The sequence below is a fragment of the Kitasatospora sp. NPDC030952 genome, assembly GCF_055571335.1.
Genome location: NZ_JBVIFM010000016.1, coordinates 4,896 through 26,630 on the forward strand (window position 1 = coordinate 4,896; position 21,735 = coordinate 26,630).

Below are 21,735 nucleotides of genomic sequence, written 5' to 3' on the forward strand. Positions count from 1 at the left end.
TCCTTCCCCCCCCCCCCCCCCCCCCCCCCCCCCCCCCCCCCCCCCCCCCCCCACCCCCCCCCCCTCTCCCCCCCCCCCCCCCCCCCCCCCCCCCCCCCCCCCCGCGCCGTCGGATCGCGGGGCCGCCCGGTTCAGCTCGGCTCGAACCCAGTCGGGGCCGCCGTCCGTGGTACCGGTTGAGGCCGGGTGACAGCCGGCGAGGACGGACGCGGGAGGGCAGCAGCGATGGCCTGGTACCAGGGGCCGAGCCGGATCACGGTGACGGCGGTGGAGGGGGATTGGCCGCAGCGCGCGGTGGTGACCGTCCGGGGAGCCGCGCCGGTGGAGATCCCGGCGACGGTCGGCGCGGTCCACCTGGTGGAGGCGGAGAGCTGGCAGCTGGCGCTGGAGCACCGGTTCGGGGCCGAATGGTGCCCCAACATCCGTGCCGTACAGGGGCGTTGGCAGGAGATCCGGGGCGTGCTGACCCAGCTGGTGCACAGCCGCAACCGGGACCGGGCGGGGGACCGCCGGGACCGCAACCTGGCGCTGCGGATCGAGCGGGTCGAGCCGGACGGCGGCGCGCCCGGGGCCGTCCCGGCGGCGTCGGCCGCGCGCCGGACCACGACGGCGGGGGCGCCGCCCACCGCGGCGGCCCCGGGCCGGCGGACGGTCACCTCCACGGCGGACCAGGACTTCCGGCGCCCGGCCGCCACCGCCCGCCCGACCACCTCCGCCCGCCCGACCACCTCCGTCCGCCCGGCCACCTCCGTCCGCCCGGCCACCTCCGTCCGCCCGGCCACCTCGGCGAGCCCGGCCGTCCCCGCTGTCCCCGCCGTCCCGGCCGCTGCTGCCGGACCCGCGACCGCCACCACCCCCGGCCGGCCCGCCTCGCCCTACCGGAGCCGGGGCCTCTGACGCCGCGCCGGGTTCTGCTCCACCCCGTGCGGATCCGTGGCGTGTGCCATGTGACCGAGCGCTTCAGCCGGCGGGCGAGCGGTCGGGTTGGCGGGTCGAGCCGAAGTGGTCGGCCGCACGTGCCCACTGAGACCCCGAGCCCCTTGTTAGATACTTAGCTAAGTTGTTAAATACCTGGCATGACAGAAGCCCAGGACGAGGCGGGGGCCTTCCGTGCTCTCGCCGATCCGACGAGGCGCCAGATCCTCGAGGACCTCAGAGGCGGGGAGCTCGCCGCAGGCGAGATCGCGGCCAGGTTCGCGATCAGCGCGCCCTCCATCTCACGACATCTCGGCGTGCTCAAGGGGGCCGGACTGGTCACCGAGCGACGGGAGGGCAACCGGATTCTCTACGCGTTGGCCGAGGATCGCCTGGCCGCCTGCATCGGCCGGTTCCTCAGCGCCGTCTGCCCCGAGCAGATCGTGCTTCGCCACACCAAGTGGCGCCCCAGGGCGCAGAACGAGGGATCATGAGGCAGCCGCGACTGTCCAGCGTCGTCGAACGACGGCTACTGGTGAACTATCGAGTCGCCCCGGATGCCGCGGCACGCCTGCTCCCGGGCCCGCTGCGCCCGCAACTGGTGCACGGCCACGCGGTCGCGGGCATCTGCCTGCTGCGCCTGGGAAGTGTCCGGCCCGCCTGGACACCCAAGGCGTTCGGACTGCGGAGCGAGAACGCGGCACATCGGATCGCCGTCGAATGGGACGGACCGGACGGCGTCGAGACCGGGGTCTACATCCCACGGCGCGACACCGCCTCGCGGTTCAACGCCTGGGCCGGAGGCCGCCTCTTTCCCGGCGAACACGGCCGCGCCGACTTCGAGGTGCGCGAGACGCCCGATCGGATGCGCGTCGCACTGGCGACACGGGACGGTGACACCCGAGTGGATGTCACCGTCGAGCTGTCCGACGAACTGCGCGGCAGCGAGCTCTTCGCCGATCTCGCGGAGGCCTCCCGCTTCTTCCGGGGCGGGGCAAAGGGCTTCTCGGCCACCACCTCCGGCCGTCACCTGGACGGCATGGAACTGCGGACCGACGCCTGGCACGTGGAGGCAGGCCGGGTCCGCTCCGCCGCGTCGTCCTTCTTCGACGACCCGGACCGCTTCCCGCCGGGCAGTGCGACCCTGGACTGCGCTCTGGTCATGCGCGACGTCCCCGTCAGTTGGCTGCCGCTCCCGGCCCTGGCTTCCGAGCGTGGTGCGCAACTCGTCGACTGAGGCGCCCGGTCACACGTCACCACCGCGGGGGAGGACCGCCGTTCGGAGGCGGTGGGTGACCGGGAGGCCACCGGCCGGCGGCCACGGTCGGCCCCCGATGGCGATCCGCGCTGCTGGTCCGGTCCGGTTCGGCCCGGGCACGGCTCTGCGAGAATCGACCGGTCGGCAGAACAGGCGAGGAGGTCTCCCTTGGGCGGGGACGAGATGCGGTCGCGGATTCCGCAGCTGCGGCTGGACGAGCTGCTGGAGGAGCTCCAGGCGCGCATCGACGCCGCTCGGGGGACCCGGGACCGGGTGCACAGCCTGCTGGAGGCGGTGCTGTCGGTGGGCCGGGAGCTGGATCTGACCCAGGTGCTGCGGCGCATCGTCGAGGCGGCCGCGGTGCTGGTGGACGCCCGGTACGCGGCGCTCGGAGTGATCGGTCCGGACGGGGAGACGCTGTCGGAGTTCCTCACCGTGGGTCTGTCCGAGGAGGAGATCGCGAAGATCGGCCCCTACCCGACGGGCCGGGGCATCCTGGGAGAGTTGATCCACCACCCCGAGGCGCTGCGGCTCGCGGAGCTGTCCGGGCACGGGTCGTCCTACGGGTTCCCGGCGAACCACCCGCCGATGCGCACGTTCCTCGGTGTGCCGGTGCGGGTGCGCGCCGAGGTGTTCGGCAACCTCTACCTCACGGACAAGCGGGGCGGGGAGGAATTCGACGCCGACGACGAGTCGGTGATCTCGACGCTTGCGGTGGCGGCCGGGGTAGCGATCGACAACGCCCGCCTGTACGAGGAGTCGCAGCGCCAGCACCGGTGGTTGGCCGCGAACGCCGAGATCACCCGCGGGTTGCTGTCCGGCAGTGCCCGCTCCCAGGTGCTGGAGCTGATCGCCCAGCGCGCGCGGGAGATCACCGGGTCCGAGCTGGCGGACGTGTCCGTCCCGGTGCCCGGCGCCGAGGCAGTGCGGGTGGAGCTCGCACTGGGTGGGGACGAAGCCGAGCGGTTGGGCCTGGTGGTGCCGTTGGAAGGCTCGTTGTCGGGCGAGGCGTGTGTTCAGGGCTCCCCGGCGGCGACGGCCGATCTGGCGGGCGACCCGAGGCTGACGGCGGGCCCGCGGCGCTTCGACGGCCTGGGGCCGGCGGTCGCGGTGCCGCTCCGCCGGGGCGCCGGGCAGGTCGAGGGTGTGCTGCTGCTGGCCAGGCGGTCAGGGGAACAGCCGTTCACGGAGCGGGAGATCACCCCGCTGCTGGGGTTCGCCGACCAGGCGGCGCTGGCCCTGGAGCTGGCGGAGCGCCGCCGCGACGCGGAGCAGCTGGCGATGCTGGAGGACCGCGACCGGATCGCCCGGGATCTGCACGACCTGGCGATCCAGCGGCTGTTCGCGACCGGGATGACGCTGCAGAGCGCGGCTCGCTTGATCGACCACTCCGGTGCCTCGGACCGGGTGCTGCGGGCGGTCGGTGACCTGGACGAGACCATCAAGATCATCCGCTCGACGATCTTCGGCCTCCGCGCCCGGGAAGGCAACGCGGGCCAGGGCCTTCGCGCCCGGGTGGTGCGCGTCGTCGAGGAAGCCCAGGCGGCGCTGGGCTTCGCGCCGAGACTGAGCATGGAAGGCCTGCTCGACACGGACGTTTCCGCGGAGGTGGCCGAGCACGTGGTGGCGGTGCTGGGGGAGGCGCTGAGCAACGCGGCCCGGCACGCGAAGGCCCGCCGCGTCGAGGTGGTGCTCCAGGCGGCCGGGGCACGGGTCGTACTGACCGTACGGGACGACGGCGCCGGGATCCCGGAGCAGGGCCGGCGCAGTGGCCTGCGCAATCTCGCCGAACGGGCCGAGAGCCTCGGCGGCACCCTGGAACTCGCGAGCCCGCCGGAGGGCGGGACGGACCTGGTGTGGTCGGTGCCGCTCGCCTGACCCGGGGCAGGGTGCCGCACTCATGGCACGGGCCGTCGTTCGCCCGCCGGCCTGGGCTGACGCGGCGACGCGGCGGGCAGGACTCGGCGGCGGGCCCGGTTTCGGGCGGGCCGGGCGGCTTTCCGGTGGGCAGCGGAGACGGGTTCAGCGGGTGGGTCGCCCGGCGCCCTGCTTCTGGACGGCGAGGGTCTCCGTGGCGATGCCTGGACCCGGCGCTCCACGCCGAGTTCGGCGAGCAGCCGGGAGACGTGGCTCTTGACGGTCTTCTCGGCGAGGTGGAGTCGCTGGCCGATCTGGCGGCTGGTCAGCCCTTCGCCGACGAGGGCGAGGATCTCCCGTTCCCGGTCGGTGAGTTCGGGGAAGGCCCGGGTCGGAGCGGGAGCCGGCCGAAGTTGCACAGGTGGGCGTCACGCCCGTACCTGCTGGCGTCCGGGGTGCGTGGCCTCCCTGACGCTGCCCTTGATGTGGGCGAGGCCGCGGGCCATGGCACCGGTCAGGAGGAACACGGCGGTGATGAAGATCCATCCGTTCCTCTCGTCGACGCCGGGGCCGACAGCCGGGGCGGGCCGCTCCGGCACGGGTGAGTACGGCGGAGCGGGGTGCGTCATCGTCCTGGCGATCGCGACGACACCGGACAGCGCGTGCTTGATCGCGTCGGCGGCGACCAGCGAGGATCCGAGCACGACCCAGCCGAGCCGTCCGATCTCCTCCGGAGCGGGCGTCATGGGGGGACGTGATACCTGGTGGTGGATGCCGGGCATGCGTCTCGCCTCCTTTGCCGAGTATTTGCCGAGGTGGAAGGGGCGTTCCCGCCCTCCCTCTCCCGAGGTTCGCAGAGTGCGGCCGGCGTGCCATGAGTCGTCCGGCCCCTGCACGGGGGCCGGTCGTCCGCGGGAACCCACTTCACGCCGTCGTCCCGAGCGAGCCTGGGGTGTCTGCCGCGACCGGTCGACGGGGCGGGCTCCGATGAGGACCGGGCAGCGGACGGGGCCGTGCGGCCCTGTGCCGCGGTCCATGTGGCCCAATGACCGATCGGCGCGAGAACGGGGCCTCGCGCCGGGTGACCGCCGGACCCAGGGCGTGTCTGACCCCGACGGCCCACCTCGGCGTGCCGCTCGCCCTGCTCTACGGGGCAATGGTGGTCAGCGGCGTCACGGCCGCGCGCAATGTCAGGAGACCCGATGCACGAGCCGTCAGGGCCTGCGTCCGAGCCGGGAACGGGCGGGGCTGCCGGTGGCCCGCCCCCAGCTGCCGGACGCCCGTCCCGGGCGAGGCGGATCGTGATGAGCACCGCCTCGGCCGTGCTGATCACGTTGACCTGCATCCTGGTTCCGGTCTCGCTGCTCACCGTCTGGGTGCACGACATCGCCCTGGACACCGACCGGTACGTCAGCACGGTGGCTCCGCTGGCCACCGATCCCGCCGTACAGGACGCGGCGGTCAACCGGATCACTCACGCCGTGGACGTGAAGGTGGACGGCCCGGCGGCCGCCTCCGACCTGGCCGCCTGGCTGCAGTCGCGGGGCCTGCCTCCCCGGGCCGCCGCGGCGGTCAAGTCGCTCGGGCCCAAACTCGACGACGCGGTGGACCAGGTGGTCACCCAGGCCGCGACCCGGGTGGTGCACAGCGACGCCTTCGCCACCGTGTGGACGCAGGCCAACCGCTCCGCCCACGCCGCGGTGGTCCAGGCCCTCACCGGCCGCGGCCGGGGCGCCGTCGCGGTGACCGACGGCACCGTCACCCTCGACGTGGGGACGGCCGTCGAACGGCTGAAGCAGGAACTGGTGGCCGCGGGGCTGACCCCGGCCGAGAAGATCCCGGACGTGGACAAGCAGCTGGTGCTGTTCCAGTCCGACGAACTGGACAAGGTCCGCGGCGGCGCGCACGCCCTCGACGTGGTCGGCAACTGGATGCCGGTCCTCACGGCGGTGCTCGGCGCGATCGGCGTCCTGCTGGCCCGGCGCAGGCGCCGGGCCCTGGTGACCACGGCCCTCGGTGCGGCCGGCGGCTGTCTGGTGGTGGCCATCGCCCTGGTGATCGCCCGCCACTACTACCTCGACCACCTGCCGGCCGCCGTGCAGTCCCCGGCCGCCGCCGCGGTCGTCTTCGACACCCTGCTGCACTTCCTGCGGATCAGCCTGCGCACCGGCATCGTCCTGGGAGTGGTGGTGGCGCTCGGTGCCTACCTCTCCGGCGCGGGGCGGCTGCCGCGCGCCGTCCGCAGCCAGGCCGACCGCGTCGCGGACGGCGCCGCCGGATGGGGCGACGCGCACGGTTTGCGGACCGGACGGGCCGGGACCTGGACCGACGCCCACCGCCGTTGGCTCGTCCTCGCGGCGGTGCTGATCCTGGCCCTGGTGTTCGCGCTGTGGAACCACCCGACCGTGCCGACCGTGGTGCTGCTCGTCCTGGTCCTCCTCGTGGTGCTCGCCGTCCTGGCACTTCTGGCCGCCTTCGGACGAGTCGGCACCCGTGACGGCCCCGATGAGTGACACCGGGCGGCGAGGGTGCGACGGTCGGTGTCACCGCGGCCCCGGGCAGATCTCACCTGGTCGGTCCCGTCCTCGTGCGGCGCTCCCGCGCACAGCCATAGAGTTCGACGGAACCAACGTTCCCCTTGTCCTGGACAGGTGGCCATGACCCGTCGCCCGAACATCCTGCTGATCGTCACCGACGAGGAGCGGGCCACGATCCCGCGTCCTCAGGGGTACACGCTTCCGGCCCGGGAGCGGCTCGCCGAGCGGGGCACCACCTTCGAGCGGTACTACACCGCGTCGGCCATGTGCAGCTCCGCGCGGTCCGTGATCTACACCGGGCAGCACCTTCCGCTGACCGGCATCTACGACAACGACAACATGCCCTACATCCGCCCGCTGGACCCGCAGCTGGGCACCCTCGGCACGATGCTGCGCCAGGCCGGCTACTACTGCACCTACCAGGGCAAGTGGCACCTCTCCAACTCGTACATCACACCCCGCAACCCCGGGCCCACCACCGATGCTCTGGAGCCTTACGGGTTCAGCGAGTTCAACGACTGGGGTGACATCGACGGGGGTGCCTGGGCCGGTCTCAAGGTCGACCCGGTGATCGCCGGCCAGGCCGTGAGGTGGCTGCGCGACCGCGCCCCGGTCGTGGCGGACGACCAGCCCTGGTTCATGGCCGTCAACTTCGTCAACCCACACGACATCATGAGCTTCGACTACGGCGGATCGCCCCAGGTGCGACTGCCCCCCGGCCTCGCGCACGCCGTCGTGGCGCGCGGCGCCGCCGATGTCCCGATCTACCGGCGCCGCTGGGAGTTCGACCTGCCCGCCAGCCTCCGCGACGACCTGTCCGGTGCGGCCCCGGCGGTGGTCGAGTACGCGCGCATGGTGGACACGGTGTTCGGGCCGGTGGCCGACGAACAGCACTGGTACGACGGCCTGAACTTCTACCTCAACGCCATCCGGGACGTCGACCGCAGCATCGAGCTCGTCCTCGACGCGCTGGAGGCCTCCGGTCAAGCCGACCGGACGGTGGTCGCCTTCACCGCGGACCACGGCGAGATGGCGGGGAGCCACGGTCTGCGCCAGAAGGGCAACCTGGTCTACGACGAGAACGTGCACGTCCCGTTCGTGCTCAGCCACCCCGACGTGCGTGGCGGGGGCCGCACCGAGGCACTGGCCTCCGCGGTCGACCTCGCGCCCACCCTCCTCGAGTTCGCGGGACTGGACCGGGCGGCGATCGCCACCCGGTTCCCCGCCCTCCACGGCCGTTCCCTGACGCCGGTACTGGCGGGGAGGGCGGTTCGCGAGGGAGTCCTCACCGCCGTCGAGTCGATCATCACGCTGGACGCCGGGTTCTGGTTCGAGTTCGCCGACCCGAAGGCCCCTCAGCGGATCCAGCAGGGCGAGCTGCGCCCCGACTGGAGCAAGCGCGGCTTCCTGCGCGGCTACCACGACCAGCGGTACACGTTCGGCCGTTACTTCTCCCCGCTCAGCCCCAACCGCCCCGCCGGCCCGGAAGAGCTCTACGAGCGGAACGACGTGGTGCTCTACGACCGCGTCGAAGACCCCGACGAGACACGCAACCTCGCCGCCGAGCCGGCCCACCGTGACCTCGTCACCCGCTGCAGCAGCCAGCTGGAGGAGCTCATCACCGCCGAAATCGGCGCCGACACGCGAGCCTGGGTCACCGAACGGCCCCGCCTGGTGGGCTGGCCCACCTGGCACGGGGACACCGATCAGCCGGCGCCCGTGGGGGCGGCGGCCCGCCGCTGAGCGGATCCTGCGGCGTCCTGCCGCACGGCTGACGCGGTGCACCGGAGCCGTACCCGGAGTCCGGCCGGTGCCGGTGGCGGCCGCGTTCAGGTGTCCGCCTGTCCGTTCTTGTCGCCGTCGCGGTCGCGGTCGCGGTTGCGGTGGCTGGTGTCGCAGAACGGGTATCGGCGGCTGCGGCGGCAGGTGCACAGCGCCGTCACCGGGCGGTCGGCCCGGATGCTCCGGCCGTCGGGGAGGACGATCTCCACCGGGCCGTCGACCAGCACCGGACCGCTGCCGGTCAGCCGCAGGCGTGGCACCCGCTGGTCGTCACGGCCGGACACCGCGCACCACCACCAAGGTCTCCGCCCGCTCGCCGCGGGCGATCAGGCCGCGTTCCTCGAACCAGTCGGCCCGCTGCGACATGACCGGCCCGAAGGGCTGGGTCGTGGCCGCCACCACGCCGGCCCGCAGCCCGGACTGGTGGAGGGCTCGGACGGTGGCGGCCGGGTCCGCCAGAGAGGACTGCACGATCAGCAGCACCCCGCGCGGGGTCAGCAGCCGCGGGGCCTGCCGGCAGATGCGGTCGAGCAGCAGGCGGCCGGTCGGCCCGGCGTCCCAGGCCCGCGCGATGCCGTGCCGGGGCAGCCGGTCCCGGGCCGAGGGCACGTAGGGCGGGTTGGACACGATGAACTCGAAGCGGCGGCGGGCCACCGGGCGGGTCAGGTCGCCGTGGCGGATCTTGAGGCGCACGCGGCGCAGCCGCGCGTTGGCCCAGGCGGTGGCCAGCGCGAGCCGGGACAGGTCCACGGCGGTGACGGCGGCCCCGAGTTCGGCTGCGGCCAGGGCCACGGCTCCGCTGCCGGTGCCGAGGTCGAGGAGCGGGGCTCCGGGCCGCGGCCGTTCGCTGCGCAGCGCGTCGATGAGAAGTGCGGTGTCGCCCTGGGCGGGATACACGCCAGGAGGTCGGAGGAGAAACATGGTGTGGCGCCTGCCCGGTTCGGTCGCTCTGATCGCTGGCATCAGGTCTCCTCCGCTGTCGCGGGTACGTTCGGAAGTGGCGTGCGCAGGGAACTGCGGCCGTGCCGCCAGCAGGTGAGCAGGTGGGTCCCGAGCCGTGCTTCCACGGTGGTGGTGGCGGCGATGCCGAACGCGATGTCGGGGCCGAGAGCGGGGTCGTCCTCGACCAGGGGTGCGATGACGGTGTGGCGGACGAGCTGCTCGTGGACGGCGTCGGCCAGCACGTGCTCCCGGTAGAACAGGGTGCCGACCGGGGAGGCGCCCAGGCGCTCCAGCGCCGCTGCGAGGCGGGCGGCGCCGGGTGGTGAGGTGATCTCCACCGTGGCGAACTGGCCGATGAGCGCGCCGCGCAGGGAGCGGTGCAGGCCGAACAGCGACATCAGGTTGACCACGGCCAGGGCGGGGGCGGGGACGTCGTCGAGGTAGTGCCCGTAGGTGGGGTCCAGGCCGAGGTCCGCCATCATCTCGGCGAACAGCTGTGCGTGGGCGCGGTCGGGGTGGCCGCCGCCGTACTCGTCGTACTGCACCGTGACGAGCGCGGCCTTGGCGGGGTTCGGCAGGCGTGGCACCACCCACATCTGCGGGTCTGCTTCCTTGAGGTGGTAGAGCGAGCGGTGCACCAGGTACTCGCGCGCCTGCCAGCGTTCCCCGTGGTCGAGGAGGTGGTGGGAGGGGCCGGTGTCGCCGCTGTCGTCGGCCAGCAGGGTGGCCAGGGCCCGGGCCAGCGGCGGTGGTTCGCCGGTCTCCTGCCGGACAGCGGTGAGGAACGCGTGCTCCAGCGCGGCTCGCGTGGTCAGCAGCCCGGGGTGCCACTCCCAGTCGGGGTCGACCTCGGCGAAGCCCTGGTAGTGCAGTTCGTAGCAGACGTGGAGGGCCAGTTGCAGGTCCTCGCCCCACGGGTCTTCGATCGGCGCGGGCGCGATCCGCGCGGCCGGGTCGGGTGGGGTGAGCAGCGCGGCGATGAGGCCGGCGCTGACGGGTCCGCGCGGTCTCGGCAGTACGGGCGGCGCGCTGGTGGAGTACCGGGCACGGCCGATCGCGGGAGCGGGAGTCACTGGCGCTCCCGCGGTGCCGGGTGCAGTTCCAGGGCGCGGCGCTTGGGGCCGCCGCCGACCTCGGGCAACCCGGGCAGCCGTTCACGGCGCGGGACGGCGGTGGTGGTCATCGGCTCCTCCTGGGCGGTTCGGGCGGCTCGGTCAGAGGCTGGCGAGCAGTTGGGGGGACAGGGTTTTGATCATGGTGTTGGTCCAGCGCATCTGGCGCAGGGTCCGGGGGTGGCAGGCGGAGGCGAGATCGAGGAGGGCCGAATCGCGGGTGGCCTGGGCGAGTTGGGCGAGCTGTCCGTCCCGGCGGACCATCGGGGTGGTCAGCCGGTCGTCGGAGTGGTTGGCCTGCCAGGCGTAGAGGTCCTTCGGGCCCAGCCGGCCTCGGTTCACCCGGTCGTCGGCCCGGCCGCGAACACCGACGATCCGCCCGTCGGCCACGGCGATGTCCATCGCGTCGCCGTTGGAGTGCAGCAGGGAGGCGGTCTGCACCCACCGCCCCACCGAGTCCGGCGTGATGCCGGGTGCGAGGAAGGAGTCGGTCCGGGCCGGCCACGGCTCCCCCGGGCTGTAAGGGGTGCGGCTGCCCCACGGGTCCGCGATGCGGTCGGTCCTGATCTGCATGCTCACCTCCGTGCTCGCCGCGATCACGCCCGCGCCTACCCCAGGGGTCGGCCGGTAGACACGGCGGGGACGGGAAAGTTTTCGACCGAGGCGATGCGTCAAGCCTGCTCCACGGACGGGCCCGCTCCGGGCAGCCCGGAACCGCTCTTCGGGCGCAACGACCGAGCACGATGCCTCCGGCGGACGTAGGTTGCGGACATGACCAGTGACGAGCCGAGGATCCCGGTCGTGGGGGTGCGCCCGCTGCCCGCCGGCCACCTCGCGGGCTTCGCCGTCGCCGTCACCGCCTTCGTCGCCCTGCGCCACGGCGAGGAACTGCCGCGCTGCGCACGCGCCCAGGCCGCCCGCCGCCGGAACCGCGCGTAGCCGGGAAGGATCCGATGCCGACGAACGACGGCGCCCAGGGCCGCGACGAGACGCCCCAGGAACGGGCCGACCGGTTGTGGACCGAGATGCTCCAAGAGGTGCGCGTATGCCAGACCGGCGCGCAGATCCTCTTCGGCTTCCTCATCGGCGTGGTCTTCACCCCGCGCTTCGCCACCCTGCCCGACTTCGACCAGAACCTCTACACCGCCACCGTGGTCCTGGGCGCCGTCGCCACCGGCGCCCTCGTCGCACCCGTGGCCTTCCACCGCCTACTGGCCGGCCGCGGAATGAAACCGGAACTCATCCACGTCGCCGGCCACCTCATCGCCACCGGACTCATCACCCTCGCCCTGACCATCGCCGCCGCCCTGCTGCTCCTGCTGCGCACCGCGACCGGCAACCCGGGTGCCGCGTGGATCATCAGCGGCGCCGTCCTGCTGTGGTTCACCATCACCTGGCTCGTCCTGCCCCAGGTCGTGCTGCGGCGCACAGCGGCACGCCGGGGCGACCGCGGGCGATGACGGCCAGGCACGCGGCGGCGATCGCTCGTCGTCATAACGGCCCCACGGGACGGGGGCGCCGCTGCCCCGCTCGTGGCCGACCAGGGTGGGCGTCCAGCTGCCGCCTTCGGCATGACCGGTATCACGTGTGCCCGATCGGGCGCTGGGGCCGGATCGGCCGGGAACCGGCCGGGCGAGGGCGCGATGCGGCCGTCATGCCGCGGATGTCAGTCCTGGACGACCTGGTAGATGCCGTAGACGACGCCGGGTACATGGCCGCAGAGCTGGAGCAGGAAGGCCCACAGCACCTTCATGCTCGGGCCGTCCTTGATGAGCACCGCCAGCCACGGCAGGACCAGACACAGCAGTACGAGCAGAACCTTCACCATGATCGCTCCTCGAGATCCCCTGAGCCGCGCCGCACGGATCAGTCCGGTGATCCCTGCGTCATCACACCCGACGCGGCTGCCCGCCCCCGGCGGGACGAAACGCTCGTGGTGGCGGGTCGGCTTTGGTGATGCCGTCGCCGGGGAACAGCACCTTGTCCGGTCGGCCGACCCGTACGGTCCGGCGGCCGGCGGACATCTCAGTCATCGCGGCCTGCTCGTCCGGTGCTTTCCGCCGTTCCCCTCCTCCGCAGCCCAGCCCGATCCGCAGCCGTCACCTGCGCCCGCACCCGAACCGCGATTCCCGCCGAGTCCGCGATCGCCTGCGGCACGGAGGCTCCCCGTGCGGGCTCACGTGCGCAGCCGCGCCGCGAGCGCCGACAGGTGCCGGTCGAGCGTCGGCATCACGCGTGGGGCCCAGACGGCGACGGCGATCGCGGTGGCGACTCCGGCCCAGGCGACCGGGCCGAGGGGTGTGCAGCCGAAGAACCGGCTGACCAGAGGCGTCTCGATCAGGCCGGCCAGTACGGCGGCCGATCCGAGGACGGTCACCAGCACCAGCGGACTGTGGCGCCGGCCGGCCAGGGTCTGGGCGAGTTGGGCGCCGACCACTCCGCACAGCGCCATCGTGCTGGTCCGCCGCGCGGAGCCCGGGGTGAACGTGCCGATCAGCCAGGCCGTGCTCGCGCCGAGTGTGGTGACGATGCCCCGGTGGCGGATCTGCCGGGTCAGCGGGTCGCCGAGCGCCGCGAGGCCGACGGGGACGCTGTCCGCCAGGGCCGACCCGCCGTCCGGCCGCTCGTCGAGGGTCTCGTCCCGGGGAGTGACCGAGACGGCCATGGCAGGAAACATGTCGGTGAGCAGGTTGACCAGCAGGATCTGCCGGGTCGACAGCGGCGACGAGCCGGAGAGCAGGGTGCCGAGCACCGAGAAGCCGATCTCGCCGGCGTTGCCGCCGATCAGCACGCTGATCGCGTCCGCGACGCTGCGCCACAGCGCACGGCCTTCGGCGACGGCGGCGACCAGCATCGACAGGTCATCGCTGGTGATCACCAGGTCGGCCGCGTTGCGGGCCGCCGCCGAGCCGCGCGCGGCGATGCCGATCCCGACGTCGGCGGCACGGATGGCGGCGGCGTCGTTCGCGCCGTCCCCGACCATGGCCACCACCTGCCCGGCTTCCTGGAGCGCCTCCACCACGTGCAACTTCTGTTCGGGCGCGACCCGGGCCACCACGCCGGCCTCGCGCAACAGGCGGGTCCGGCCGGCCCGGTCCCGGGCGGCCAGCTCGTCACCCGTGACCACCACGACGTCGTCCGGCCAGCCGAGCTGGACGGCGACGGCTCGGGCGGTCTGCGGGTGGTCGCCGGTGAGCATGACGGGCCGCACGCCGGCCTCGCGCAGGTCGGCCACCAGCGGCGCGGAGCTGGGACGGGGGGTGTCGGCCAGCCCGATGAACCCGAGCAGTTCCATGCCCGCGGGGGGCCGCGCCAGCGCCTCGGAGGCTTCGTCGTCGGGCCCGAGCCGGGCACTGGCGACCGCCAGCACCCGCAGGCCATCGGCGGCCAGGGACTGTGCGGCGGCGTCCCCGCGGGCGCTCTCGCAGGCCGGCAGGACGACCTCGGGTGCGCCCTTCACCAGCAGGAACTCCGCACCGTCCGCGCCGGTCCCCACGGCGGCCGCGTAGCCGCGGCTGGCCTCGAACGGCTGCACCGCGCCGGGTGTCCACGGCGACCCGGGCGGCGCCGCGACGAGGATCGCCTCATCGGTGGAGTGCGCGTGGACGCCCGCCTCGGCCTCGGGGGTGCGGCAGGTCAGGGCGGCGGCCTGGAGCACCGGTGCCGCATCGGCGGCGTCCGCCGGGTGTTCGGCACCGTCGGCGGTGGCGACCCGGTCCACGTGCAACCGGTTCGCGGTCAGGGTGCCGGTCTTGTCGAAGCAGACGGTGTCCATCCGGCCGAGCGCCTCCAGCGCGCGCGGGGTGCGGACCAGGATGCCGATCCGGCTGAGCCGGCGTGTCGCGGCCAGCTGTGCGACGGTCGCCACCAGCGGCAGACCCTCGGGGACGGCGGCGACGGCAACCGCCAGCCCGCCGCGGACCGCCTGCCGCACCGGCCGGCCGCGCAGCAGCGACAGGCCGGTCACGGCGGCGCCGCCCAGCAGGGTGAACGGCAGCATCTCACTGGTCAGTTCGTGCAGCCGGGCCTGTACGCCGGGGGCCTGCTGGGCGCGCGAGGCCAGCTGCGCCGCGCGGCCGGCCTCGGTCCGGTCACCCGTACCGGCCACCACGGCGCGGCCGTGTCCCGCGACCACCGTGGTGCCCTCGAAGACCATGCAGCGGCGCTCGGCCACGGGAGCCTGCGGTGTGGCGTCCACCTGTTTGCCGGTCGGCAGCGATTCACCGGTCAGTGAGGACTCGTCGACCTCGAGATCCTCGGCTTCCAGCAGCCGGGCATCGGCCGGCACCACGTCACCGGTGTAGAGCTCGATCACCTCACCCGGCGTCAGCCGCCCGGCCTCCACCGTCCTGGTCTTCCCGGCGTCCAAGTCGACGACCTTACGGGCCTTTTGACGCTCACCCAGCTTCAGGTCGGCGAGCGCGCGCTCGGCGCGCAGTCGCTGTACGCCGCCGACCAGCGCGTTCACGGCCATCGCGCCGACCACCAGCAGCGCGTCCACGGTGGACCCCAGCAGCGCCGAGGCCACCGCCCCGACCAGGAGCAACGGGGTCAGCGGATCGCGCAGTTCGGCACGCACGGCCACCAGCAGACGGATCGTCAGGCGCGCCGGGGTGAACACGGGAAGCCGTGCGGCCCTGCCCGCCATCGTCCGCAGGCCCTCCGGCACGGTCGGCTCGCGCGCCTCGGCGGTGGCGCGCAGCCTGGTCAGCGCCTCCTGCGGCAGCAGGGCGTGCCAGGGCACCCGGGGCGGCGGGTGCGGCGCGCGATCGGCGCTCACGCCGAGGGCGGCCCGCCAGCCGGAGACGAGCGCGGCGGCAGCGGCGGCATTGACCGGGCTGACCCGGAAGCCGAGCGGGAAGGTGAGGAACTTGGACCGCGCACCCCTCGTCACCACCATCAGCCCGGCGAGCGCCGCGCCCGCCTCGGCGAAGACCTTGGAGTGCTCTCCGACCGCGCGTGCGGCCGGGATCGCCGCCAGCAGCCGCCACGCCCCGGTCAGTCCGTGCAGCAGCAGGACGTCCGCGCCCCAGACGACCGCACTGCGCTCGTCGGTGAGCGAGACGGCGATGTCGCTGCGCAGCAGCCCCGCCAGCACCTCTCGGCCTGCCTGGCCCAGCTTCTCTTCCGTCGCGGCGTCACCGCTCGGGACGTGAGCCACCGTCAGGACCACCCGGCCGTCGCGCTGGAGCCCTCGGACCACCTCGGCCAACGGCCTTTCGGCGCCCACGAGTTCGTCCGCCAGCGCGGCGAAGTCACCCAGCGTTCCGTCGTCCTGGACCACCACGTGGAGGCCGGCCCGGCGGGCCGCATCCAGGGCCGCCTCGGCCAGCGGGTCGATCTCCCAGCCGACCAGGACGGTGCCGACATCCTTGCCGTCCGACGAGGCGATCATCAGTCCGGTGTCCGATTCGTCCTGGTCCGGCACCGGACGCAGGTCCAACTCCACTTCCCTGCCCGCTGGTTGGCCGCCCGACGGTTGGCCGCCCGACTCCTGGCCACCCGGCCGTTGGCCATCCGGCCGCTGGGCGCCCGGCTGTTGGGCGCCCGACTCCAGCGCCGCCGTCGCGGCCTGCCACAGCCGGTCGTGGTCCCAGTCGCTCACGTTCGGATTGACGTCCAGGACGGTACGCCGGGTGCTGCGCAGCGCCTGCGGGTGCAGCACCACGGTGTCCACGAGTTCCAGCTGCCGCAGCCGGTCGAGGTTGCGCACCAGGACGCCTTCGCGGGCCAGCTCCGTGCCCAGGGCCGCGGTGAAGGCGGCCGGGCCGTAGCGGGCGGCCTTCGGGTTCCCGGCCAGCAGCGCCTCGGCCGCCTCGTGCACGTCGCGCGTGAACAGCAGCGTTCCGGCCGCGCCGAGCAGCGTTCCGGTGACCGCCTGGTCCCGGTAGTCCTCGCCCGGGTAGCGGTGGATCGGCGGGCGGGCGACCCGTCTGCCGCCCAGGCTCAGCCGCTCCGGCGCGCAGACCGTGTCGTGGGCGGCGTCGAAGGCTGCCGCCCTGGCGATGGCCTCGGTCAACTGGCCCACCCGCAGCGCGGCGTCCAGCGCCAGGGCGGTCGGCGACTGCCCGATGCCGTGGGCGGCGGCGTTGACGCCGGCCAGCACCAGATCGGTGGCCGAGCGGCCCAGCCGGCGCCGCATGACCCTCCGGACGTGCGGGTCCTCGCGCAGCAGCGTGACACCGGCGGTGACGAGATGCGGCGCGGTCTTCAGGCGGACCGTCCGCGCGGCGACCGCCGTGGCGATGCCCACCGCGTCGCAGGCCACGGCGAGCGCTCCGGACCGGATGCCCCCGGTGTGGCCGGGGTGTGCCGGTTCCAGGACGTCCTCGTCGGGACGTTCCAGCTTCTGTGCGGCGGCCAACTCGGTCGCCCGGTCCACCACCCGGTCGGTGACCGCGTCCTGGGTCATCTGCACGACCAGCCGGGCCAGCCCGCCGTCCCAGTAGGCGGCGAGCACGTCCGGCCGCTTGGTCAGCCCGGCCGCCACCCGCTTCGCCGCCGCCTCCATGGTCCGGGCGGTGGCACCCGGGCCGGGACGCAACGGAAGCTGCACCCGGGATCCGGCGTGCCAGTACCCGCGCCCGGGCGTCACCGCGTTCACGCCGACCCGGCCCACCCGCACCGCCGCGGACGACACCGCCGCCGCCCCGCGCGCGGAGGTGCGCACGCCGACTTCAGCAGCCTCCACCGCCCCCTGCACGGCAGCCCCTACCGCCGGGAGAACCCGACGGGCTCCCCGGACGGGTACCCCCAGTGCGAGGTCCAAGCCCGCTGCGGGCAACCGTGCGACCAGGTGCAGGAGCATCTCTCACCTCACGGGACCGACGCCCCTACCGGCCCGCCGTCGAGGCCGGTGATCCGGCTGCGGTCCGGCTCCGGGAGGCCTTGGTCGTGGTCTTCTTCGCTGTACGTGGCTTCGTCGTCGCCCTGTGCTCGGCCGGCGGCGCCGCCTTGGCACGCCGAGTGGGCGCCGTGCCGGTCCTGGCCTCCGAGGCGCCGGCGTCGCCGCCTGCGCTCCTCGGGCCCGACTGGGTCAGCCACACCACCGCGGCACCCGCGGCCGCCACCGGCCACTCGACCACCCCTGCCGCGCCCAGCAGGCCGACACCGGCATAGGCCGCGATCCGGCGCGAGCGGGGCGACACGACGCCGACCGCGTCCAGGACGCCGTCGAACGCCCCTTTGACCCTGCCGGCGCCAGGCACATGGCTCGCCGTCGTCATGACCGTGTCGACCGGACGGAGCAGCTTCTCCGCGGCCGAGGCGGACGTCGAGGGTGTGCGCTTGTTCGTCGCCATGAGCCGTCTCACCTCCTTTTCTTCGCATACCCGGCATTCCGGGGCGGAATCAGCTCCTGCCCGGTCAGTGAGCCCTGGCGGTCTTCCGGACGGTCTGAGCCCCGGTGTCCTTCCGTCCGGGCAGGACGTGGGGAGGCCGGGGCTCACGGGCGGGGTGGGCCCGCGATTACTTGGCGAGGAAGGCCAGCAGTGCCGCGTTGACCTCCTCGGCGTGGGTCCACAGCAGGCCGTGCGGTGCGCCCTCGATCTCCACGTACTCGGCGGAGGGCAGTGCGCGGTGGAAGGGCCGGCCGGTGCTGTCGATGGGCAGGATGCGGTCGGCGGTGCCGTGCACGATCAGGGCCGGCACGTCGATGCGGGGGATGTCGGCGCGGAAGTCGGTGTACCAGGTGGAGGGGGCGGCGGAGGCGGCGTGGAAGCCGCTGCCGGCCGCGGTGTTCCAGCTGTTGCGGAGGGCTTCCTCGCTGATCCTGGTCCCGAGGTTCTCGTCGAGGTTGTAGAAGTCGCGGAAGAAGGCGGTGAAGTAGGCGTAGCGGTCGGCCTTCACGTCGGCGACGATGCCGTCGAAGAACTCCTGGGGGCCGGCCCCGTCCGGGTTGTCGGCGGTCTTGAGCAGGCAGGGCTCCAGCGAGCCCAGGAACGCGACCTTGGCGATGCGCGCGGAGCCGTACGCGGACACGTACCGGGCGACCTCGCCGGTGCCCATCGAGAAGCCGACCAGGACGGCGTTGTGGAGGTCGAGGGTCTCCAGCACGGTCTTGAGGTCGGCGGCGAAGGTGTCGTAGTCGTAGCCGACGGTGGGCTGGGAGGACCGGCCGAAGCCGCGGCGGTCGTAGGTGATCACCCGGCGGCCGGCGGCGAGCAGTGCGGCGCTCTGCCGCTCCCAGGAGTGCCCGTCGAGCGGGAACCCGTGGATGAGGACGACCGGTTGGCCGGAGCCGAGGTCCTCGTAGTAGAGCTCGATGGGTGCGGTGTTCTCCTGGCCGACGGTGATGAACGGCATGGGTGGGGCCCACTTTCTCTCGCCCGGGTAGCGGGTGCGGGTGCAGTGGACGCCACGCTAGGACCGATCGTGCCCGGACGGTCGGCGCTGCGCGCACCGCGTGTCGTCCGAGAACGCCGGCCGCCCGTCCCGGAGCCACGTGGGGGTGGCCCCGGGACAGGTGGGGGCGGTCAGGTGGGTCGGCTTGGATCTACGGATCTACGGATCTACGGATCTACGGATCTACGGATCTACGGATCAGCGGATCTGCGGATCTATGGAGCTATGGATCTGCGGAACGGTGGCTCAGTGGATCAGGTGGAGGGTGAAGGCCTCGGCGGTGGCGAGGGAGGGGGTCTTGACCTGGGTCACGCCGGTGGCCTCGTCGTGGTACCAGCCGGAGGGGGCGGCGTCGAGGGCGGCGGCCGAGTCGAGGTGGGGCAGCGGGCCGCCGCGGGTGACGACCAGGTGCGGGGCGGACTGGCCGTGGACGGTGAAGCGGTACGAGCGGGCGTCCGGCTTGCCGGTGTAACCGCCCTCGCTGGCGCCGACCTTGACGGTGGTGACCGGTCCGTGGGCGTGGACGTCGACGCGCTGGGTGGCGGAGGAGCCCGCGCCGTACTGGCGGGTGACGCCGTCGTCCTCGTAGAGGGTGTAGCTGGAGTCGCCCTGGGGGTAGAGGTCGTAGTCGAGTTCGGTGCGGTCGCGGTTCTGCCAGGACAGCGTGCCCTGGGGCCACATCGGGACGATCGAGCCGCCCTTGACGAACAGCGGCAGGGTGTCCAGCGGGGCGGAGTAGCCGTTGATCGTGGTGGGGCCCTGGTAGGTGCGCCCGGTCCAGTAGTCGGTCCAGGTGCCCTCGGGCAGGTAGATGCCGTCGCGCACCGAGGTGTCGGAGTAGACCGGGGCGACCAGGAAGTCCGGCCCGGCGAGGAACTCGTACTTGGCGTTCGGCCCGAGGGCCGCCGGGTCGTGCGGGTACTCCAGGGCGAGCGGGCGGACCGCGCCGATCCCGGTGCGGGTGGCCTCGGCGGACAGGGTGTACATGTACGGCAGCAGCCGTTCCTTGAGCTGCAGGTACTTGCGGTTGATTGAGGTGTAGGGCTCGCCGTCCAGCCAGGGCTGCTGGTCGCGCTGTTCCTTGCCGGTCATGTCCCTGGCCCAGCCGTCCATGGTCATGATGGTCGGCAGGAAGGCCTTCCACTGCAGGTCGCGGGTGTACATCGTGGGGTCGCGGCGGAAGATCGAGCCGACGTCGCCGGTGTCGTAGGCGATGCCGGACATGGTGGCGCCGGCGTAGGTGGGGATCTGCCAGCGGATGTAGTCCCAGGACAGGCTCTGGTCGCCGCTCCACAGCACCCCGCAGCGCTGGGCGCCGGCCCAGGAGACCGGCAGCCAGACGAAGCCGCGGGCGTCGCTGTTGTCCTCGATGCCGGCCTTGGCCTGGTCGCAGGCGTTGAGGGCGAAGCCGTAGCCGTTGCCGACCCAGGCGACGTCGAGCTTGCGGACCCGGACCCCGGCCTTGACCTCCTCGGCCTGGTTGGGCAGGCCGTTCTGGGTCCACAGGCCGAGCTGGGCGTGGTCCTTGCGCAGGCCCTCGCCGGTCTGCGGGAGGTTCTCGTAGCCGCAGCCGTAGCCGTCGTTGACGAGCATCCAGCCGAGCGGCATCTGGTTCTGCACGTAGCCGTCGGCGACCTTGAGGGCGTCGGTGGTGTGGCGTTCGCCGCGGTTGGCGTTGTGCAGGTAGCAGTCGGAGTCGCCGGGTTCCAGGCCGTAGACCGGCGGCATGAAGGGCTTGCCGACCAGGGAGGTGTACTGGCCGATGACGGACTTGACGTCGCCGGTGAAGTAGTAGGCGTCCAGGCGCCGTTCCTGCTGCCCGGTGCGCACCGGCGAGCCGAAGTCGTAGATCCCGGGGGCGAAGGTGTTGCGGAAGACGCCGTAGCCGGCGGTGGAGACGTAGAACGGTTGGGAGTTGTTGTAGCCGCCCTCGTTCCAGTTCGTGCTGTTGGAGACGTGGACGGTCTGGTCGCGGTGCGAGAAGCTGCCGTTCTGTTCGCCGCCGCCGAAGAACTGCTCGTCGGCGCCGCGGGCCAGGCTCTGCCGCAGTCCGCTGGTGGACCAGCGCAGCGGGGCGTCCTCCTGCCAGATCGCGGTGCGGTTGTCGGCCTGGTAGAGGCCGAACCGCAGGGGGTGCTTGTAGACCCGCAGGACGACGTGGCCGGAGCGGATGCCGTAGTAGTCGCCGGCGTCGAACGAGGAGGTGTCGGGCTGGAGTTCGGGCTGTTTGCGGATCATGGTGAGGTCGGCCGGATCGGTGATGGTGCCGTCCGGGGCCGCGCGCAGCCGCAGTTGGTCGTCGGCGAGGAAGTCGACCTTGGCCTTGAGGGCGCCCGCGGCGATGTCGTAGCTTCCGTGGCCGCCGCTGAAGGAGGTGAGGGCGCCCGCGTCGGCGGTCTGCGGCAGGTAGGCGCGGCCGGTGAAGGAGCCGCCGTGGACGTCGTACGGGACGACCAGCACGTGGTAGGTGCCGGAGGCCTTGGGGATCACCGTGGCCTCGGGGTCGGCGGTGCCGGCGCTCTCGGCGACCTCCTTGCCGTTGGCGTCGTAGATGTAGAGGTCGAAGTCGTCGGTGGGGTTCTGCCACTGGACGGAGATCGGCACGCCGCCCTCCGGGTTGTCGTTCCAGTAGCCGTCGGGGACGTTCACCGTGAGGTCGAAGCGGCCGCAGACCGTGCCGTCCGGGTCCTGGGCGGCGGCCGGGCAGGAACTCGCCCCGCCCATGGTGCCCTTGGCGTAGACGGGGCTCTGCCAGCTGACGTTCTGGTGGCCGCCGTCCAGCACGGCCGCGGCGGGGGCGGCGGCGCGGGCCGGCAGGACGGGGCCGGCCACGGCGGCGATGCTGGTGAGCGCCGCCGCGAGGGCGGCTCGTCGGAGGTGGGGTCGGAGCAGGCGCACGGGGGTTCTCCTGTCGACTCGGTGAATCAATCGTCTTTCTCTGCGGGCTACTTGACCGATGAGTTGCTTGACCGACGGGTTGCTTGACCGA

Annotated in this window: 18 protein-coding genes and 1 pseudogene; 8 read left to right on the forward strand and 11 right to left on the reverse strand. The window is 73.3% G+C overall.

Annotation, left to right across the window (positions count from 1 at the left end):
• Nucleotides 1–225 precede the first annotated feature (225 nt).
• The 4 genes from ACZ47G_RS25640 to ACZ47G_RS25655 all read left to right on the forward strand — a co-directional run bounded on the left by ACZ47G_RS25640 (nucleotide 226) and on the right by ACZ47G_RS25655 (nucleotide 4,051).
• Nucleotides 226–897 carry a hypothetical protein gene (locus ACZ47G_RS25640; RefSeq protein ID WP_465746383.1) on the forward strand — a complete coding sequence of 224 codons (672 nt, stop codon included), beginning with the start codon at nucleotides 226–228 and terminating at the stop codon, nucleotides 895–897.
• A 179-nt stretch (nucleotides 898–1,076) separates the two neighbouring features.
• Complete coding sequence (locus tag ACZ47G_RS25645; protein ID WP_355676910.1) at nucleotides 1,077–1,409, forward strand: metalloregulator ArsR/SmtB family transcription factor; 333 nt, start codon at nucleotides 1,077–1,079, stop codon at nucleotides 1,407–1,409.
• Entirely contained in the window at nucleotides 1,406–2,152 is a 747-nt protein-coding gene (locus ACZ47G_RS25650; RefSeq protein WP_465746386.1) for a DUF2071 domain-containing protein, read from the forward strand. Before ACZ47G_RS25645 ends, ACZ47G_RS25650 begins: the two co-directional genes overlap by 4 nt.
• A gap of 204 nt (nucleotides 2,153–2,356) precedes the next feature.
• Nucleotides 2,357–4,051, forward strand: coding sequence for a sensor histidine kinase (locus ACZ47G_RS25655; RefSeq protein ID WP_465746652.1), 1,695 nt, complete (start codon nucleotides 2,357–2,359; stop codon nucleotides 4,049–4,051).
• Nucleotides 4,052–4,248: 197 nt separating this feature from the next.
• Here the strand turns inward: ACZ47G_RS25655 and ACZ47G_RS25660 are convergent.
• Nucleotides 4,249–4,416, reverse strand: a pseudogene (locus ACZ47G_RS25660) (response regulator transcription factor); the annotation flags it as partial.
• 42 nt (nucleotides 4,417–4,458) lie between these two features.
• Nucleotides 4,459–4,776: a hypothetical protein gene (locus ACZ47G_RS25665; RefSeq protein WP_465746388.1), complete on the reverse strand. Its 318-nt coding sequence runs from the start codon at nucleotides 4,774–4,776 to the stop codon at nucleotides 4,459–4,461.
• Between the two features lie 558 nt (nucleotides 4,777–5,334).
• Between ACZ47G_RS25665 and ACZ47G_RS25670 the strand changes: the two genes are divergently transcribed.
• Nucleotides 5,335–6,543, forward strand: a complete 1,209-nt coding sequence (locus ACZ47G_RS25670) for a hypothetical protein (protein WP_465746390.1) — start codon at nucleotides 5,335–5,337, stop codon at nucleotides 6,541–6,543.
• A gap of 144 nt (nucleotides 6,544–6,687) precedes the next feature.
• Nucleotides 6,688–8,310, forward strand: coding sequence for a sulfatase-like hydrolase/transferase (locus tag ACZ47G_RS25675; protein WP_465746392.1), 1,623 nt, complete (start codon nucleotides 6,688–6,690; stop codon nucleotides 8,308–8,310).
• Between the two features lie 86 nt (nucleotides 8,311–8,396).
• Here ACZ47G_RS25675 and ACZ47G_RS25680 read toward each other — a convergent pair whose 3' ends face one another.
• The 4 genes from ACZ47G_RS25680 to ACZ47G_RS25695 all read right to left on the reverse strand — a co-directional run bounded on the left by ACZ47G_RS25680 (nucleotide 8,397) and on the right by ACZ47G_RS25695 (nucleotide 10,976).
• Nucleotides 8,397–8,633: a CDGSH iron-sulfur domain-containing protein gene (locus ACZ47G_RS25680; RefSeq protein WP_465746394.1), complete on the reverse strand. Its 237-nt coding sequence runs from the start codon at nucleotides 8,631–8,633 to the stop codon at nucleotides 8,397–8,399.
• Nucleotides 8,620–9,246 (reverse strand): HemK2/MTQ2 family protein methyltransferase, encoded by a 627-nt coding sequence (locus tag ACZ47G_RS25685; RefSeq protein ID WP_465746396.1) that lies wholly within the window; start codon nucleotides 9,244–9,246, stop codon nucleotides 8,620–8,622. Before ACZ47G_RS25685 ends, ACZ47G_RS25680 begins: the two co-directional genes overlap by 14 nt.
• A gap of 65 nt (nucleotides 9,247–9,311) precedes the next feature.
• The gene (locus ACZ47G_RS25690) at nucleotides 9,312–10,364 is read right to left on the reverse strand and encodes an iron-containing redox enzyme family protein (protein ID WP_465746398.1); all 1,053 of its coding nucleotides are present in this window, start codon (nucleotides 10,362–10,364) and stop codon (nucleotides 9,312–9,314) included.
• A gap of 141 nt (nucleotides 10,365–10,505) precedes the next feature.
• Nucleotides 10,506–10,976 (reverse strand): hypothetical protein, encoded by a 471-nt coding sequence (locus tag ACZ47G_RS25695; protein ID WP_465746400.1) that lies wholly within the window; start codon nucleotides 10,974–10,976, stop codon nucleotides 10,506–10,508.
• Between the two features lie 198 nt (nucleotides 10,977–11,174).
• Between ACZ47G_RS25695 and ACZ47G_RS25700 the strand changes: the two genes are divergently transcribed.
• Both ACZ47G_RS25700 and ACZ47G_RS25705 read left to right on the forward strand, forming a co-directional pair.
• Nucleotides 11,175–11,342, forward strand: coding sequence for a hypothetical protein (locus ACZ47G_RS25700; protein ID WP_465746402.1), 168 nt, complete (start codon nucleotides 11,175–11,177; stop codon nucleotides 11,340–11,342).
• A gap of 14 nt (nucleotides 11,343–11,356) precedes the next feature.
• Entirely contained in the window at nucleotides 11,357–11,863 is a 507-nt protein-coding gene (locus ACZ47G_RS25705; RefSeq protein WP_465746404.1) for a DUF6328 family protein, read from the forward strand.
• Nucleotides 11,864–12,069: 206 nt separating this feature from the next.
• Here the strand turns inward: ACZ47G_RS25705 and ACZ47G_RS25710 are convergent, their stop codons facing one another.
• From ACZ47G_RS25710 to ACZ47G_RS25730, 5 genes are all read right to left on the reverse strand, one after another.
• Nucleotides 12,070–12,231: a YqaE/Pmp3 family membrane protein gene (locus tag ACZ47G_RS25710; RefSeq protein WP_380453000.1), complete on the reverse strand. Its 162-nt coding sequence runs from the start codon at nucleotides 12,229–12,231 to the stop codon at nucleotides 12,070–12,072.
• Nucleotides 12,232–12,579: 348 nt separating this feature from the next.
• On the reverse strand, nucleotides 12,580–17,211 hold the full coding sequence (locus ACZ47G_RS25715) for a cation-translocating P-type ATPase (RefSeq protein WP_465746406.1): 4,632 nt from the start codon (nucleotides 17,209–17,211) through the stop codon (nucleotides 12,580–12,582).
• A gap of 25 nt (nucleotides 17,212–17,236) precedes the next feature.
• Complete coding sequence (locus ACZ47G_RS25720) at nucleotides 17,237–17,704, reverse strand: hypothetical protein (RefSeq protein ID WP_465746408.1); 468 nt, start codon at nucleotides 17,702–17,704, stop codon at nucleotides 17,237–17,239.
• A 166-nt stretch (nucleotides 17,705–17,870) separates the two neighbouring features.
• A complete protein-coding gene (locus tag ACZ47G_RS25725) occupies nucleotides 17,871–18,707 on the reverse strand; it encodes an alpha/beta fold hydrolase (protein WP_465746410.1) in 837 nt (278 codons plus the stop codon).
• Between the two features lie 285 nt (nucleotides 18,708–18,992).
• On the reverse strand, nucleotides 18,993–21,644 hold the full coding sequence (locus tag ACZ47G_RS25730; protein WP_465746412.1) for a glycoside hydrolase family 31 protein: 2,652 nt from the start codon (nucleotides 21,642–21,644) through the stop codon (nucleotides 18,993–18,995).
• Between the last annotated feature and the right edge of the window lie 91 nt (nucleotides 21,645–21,735).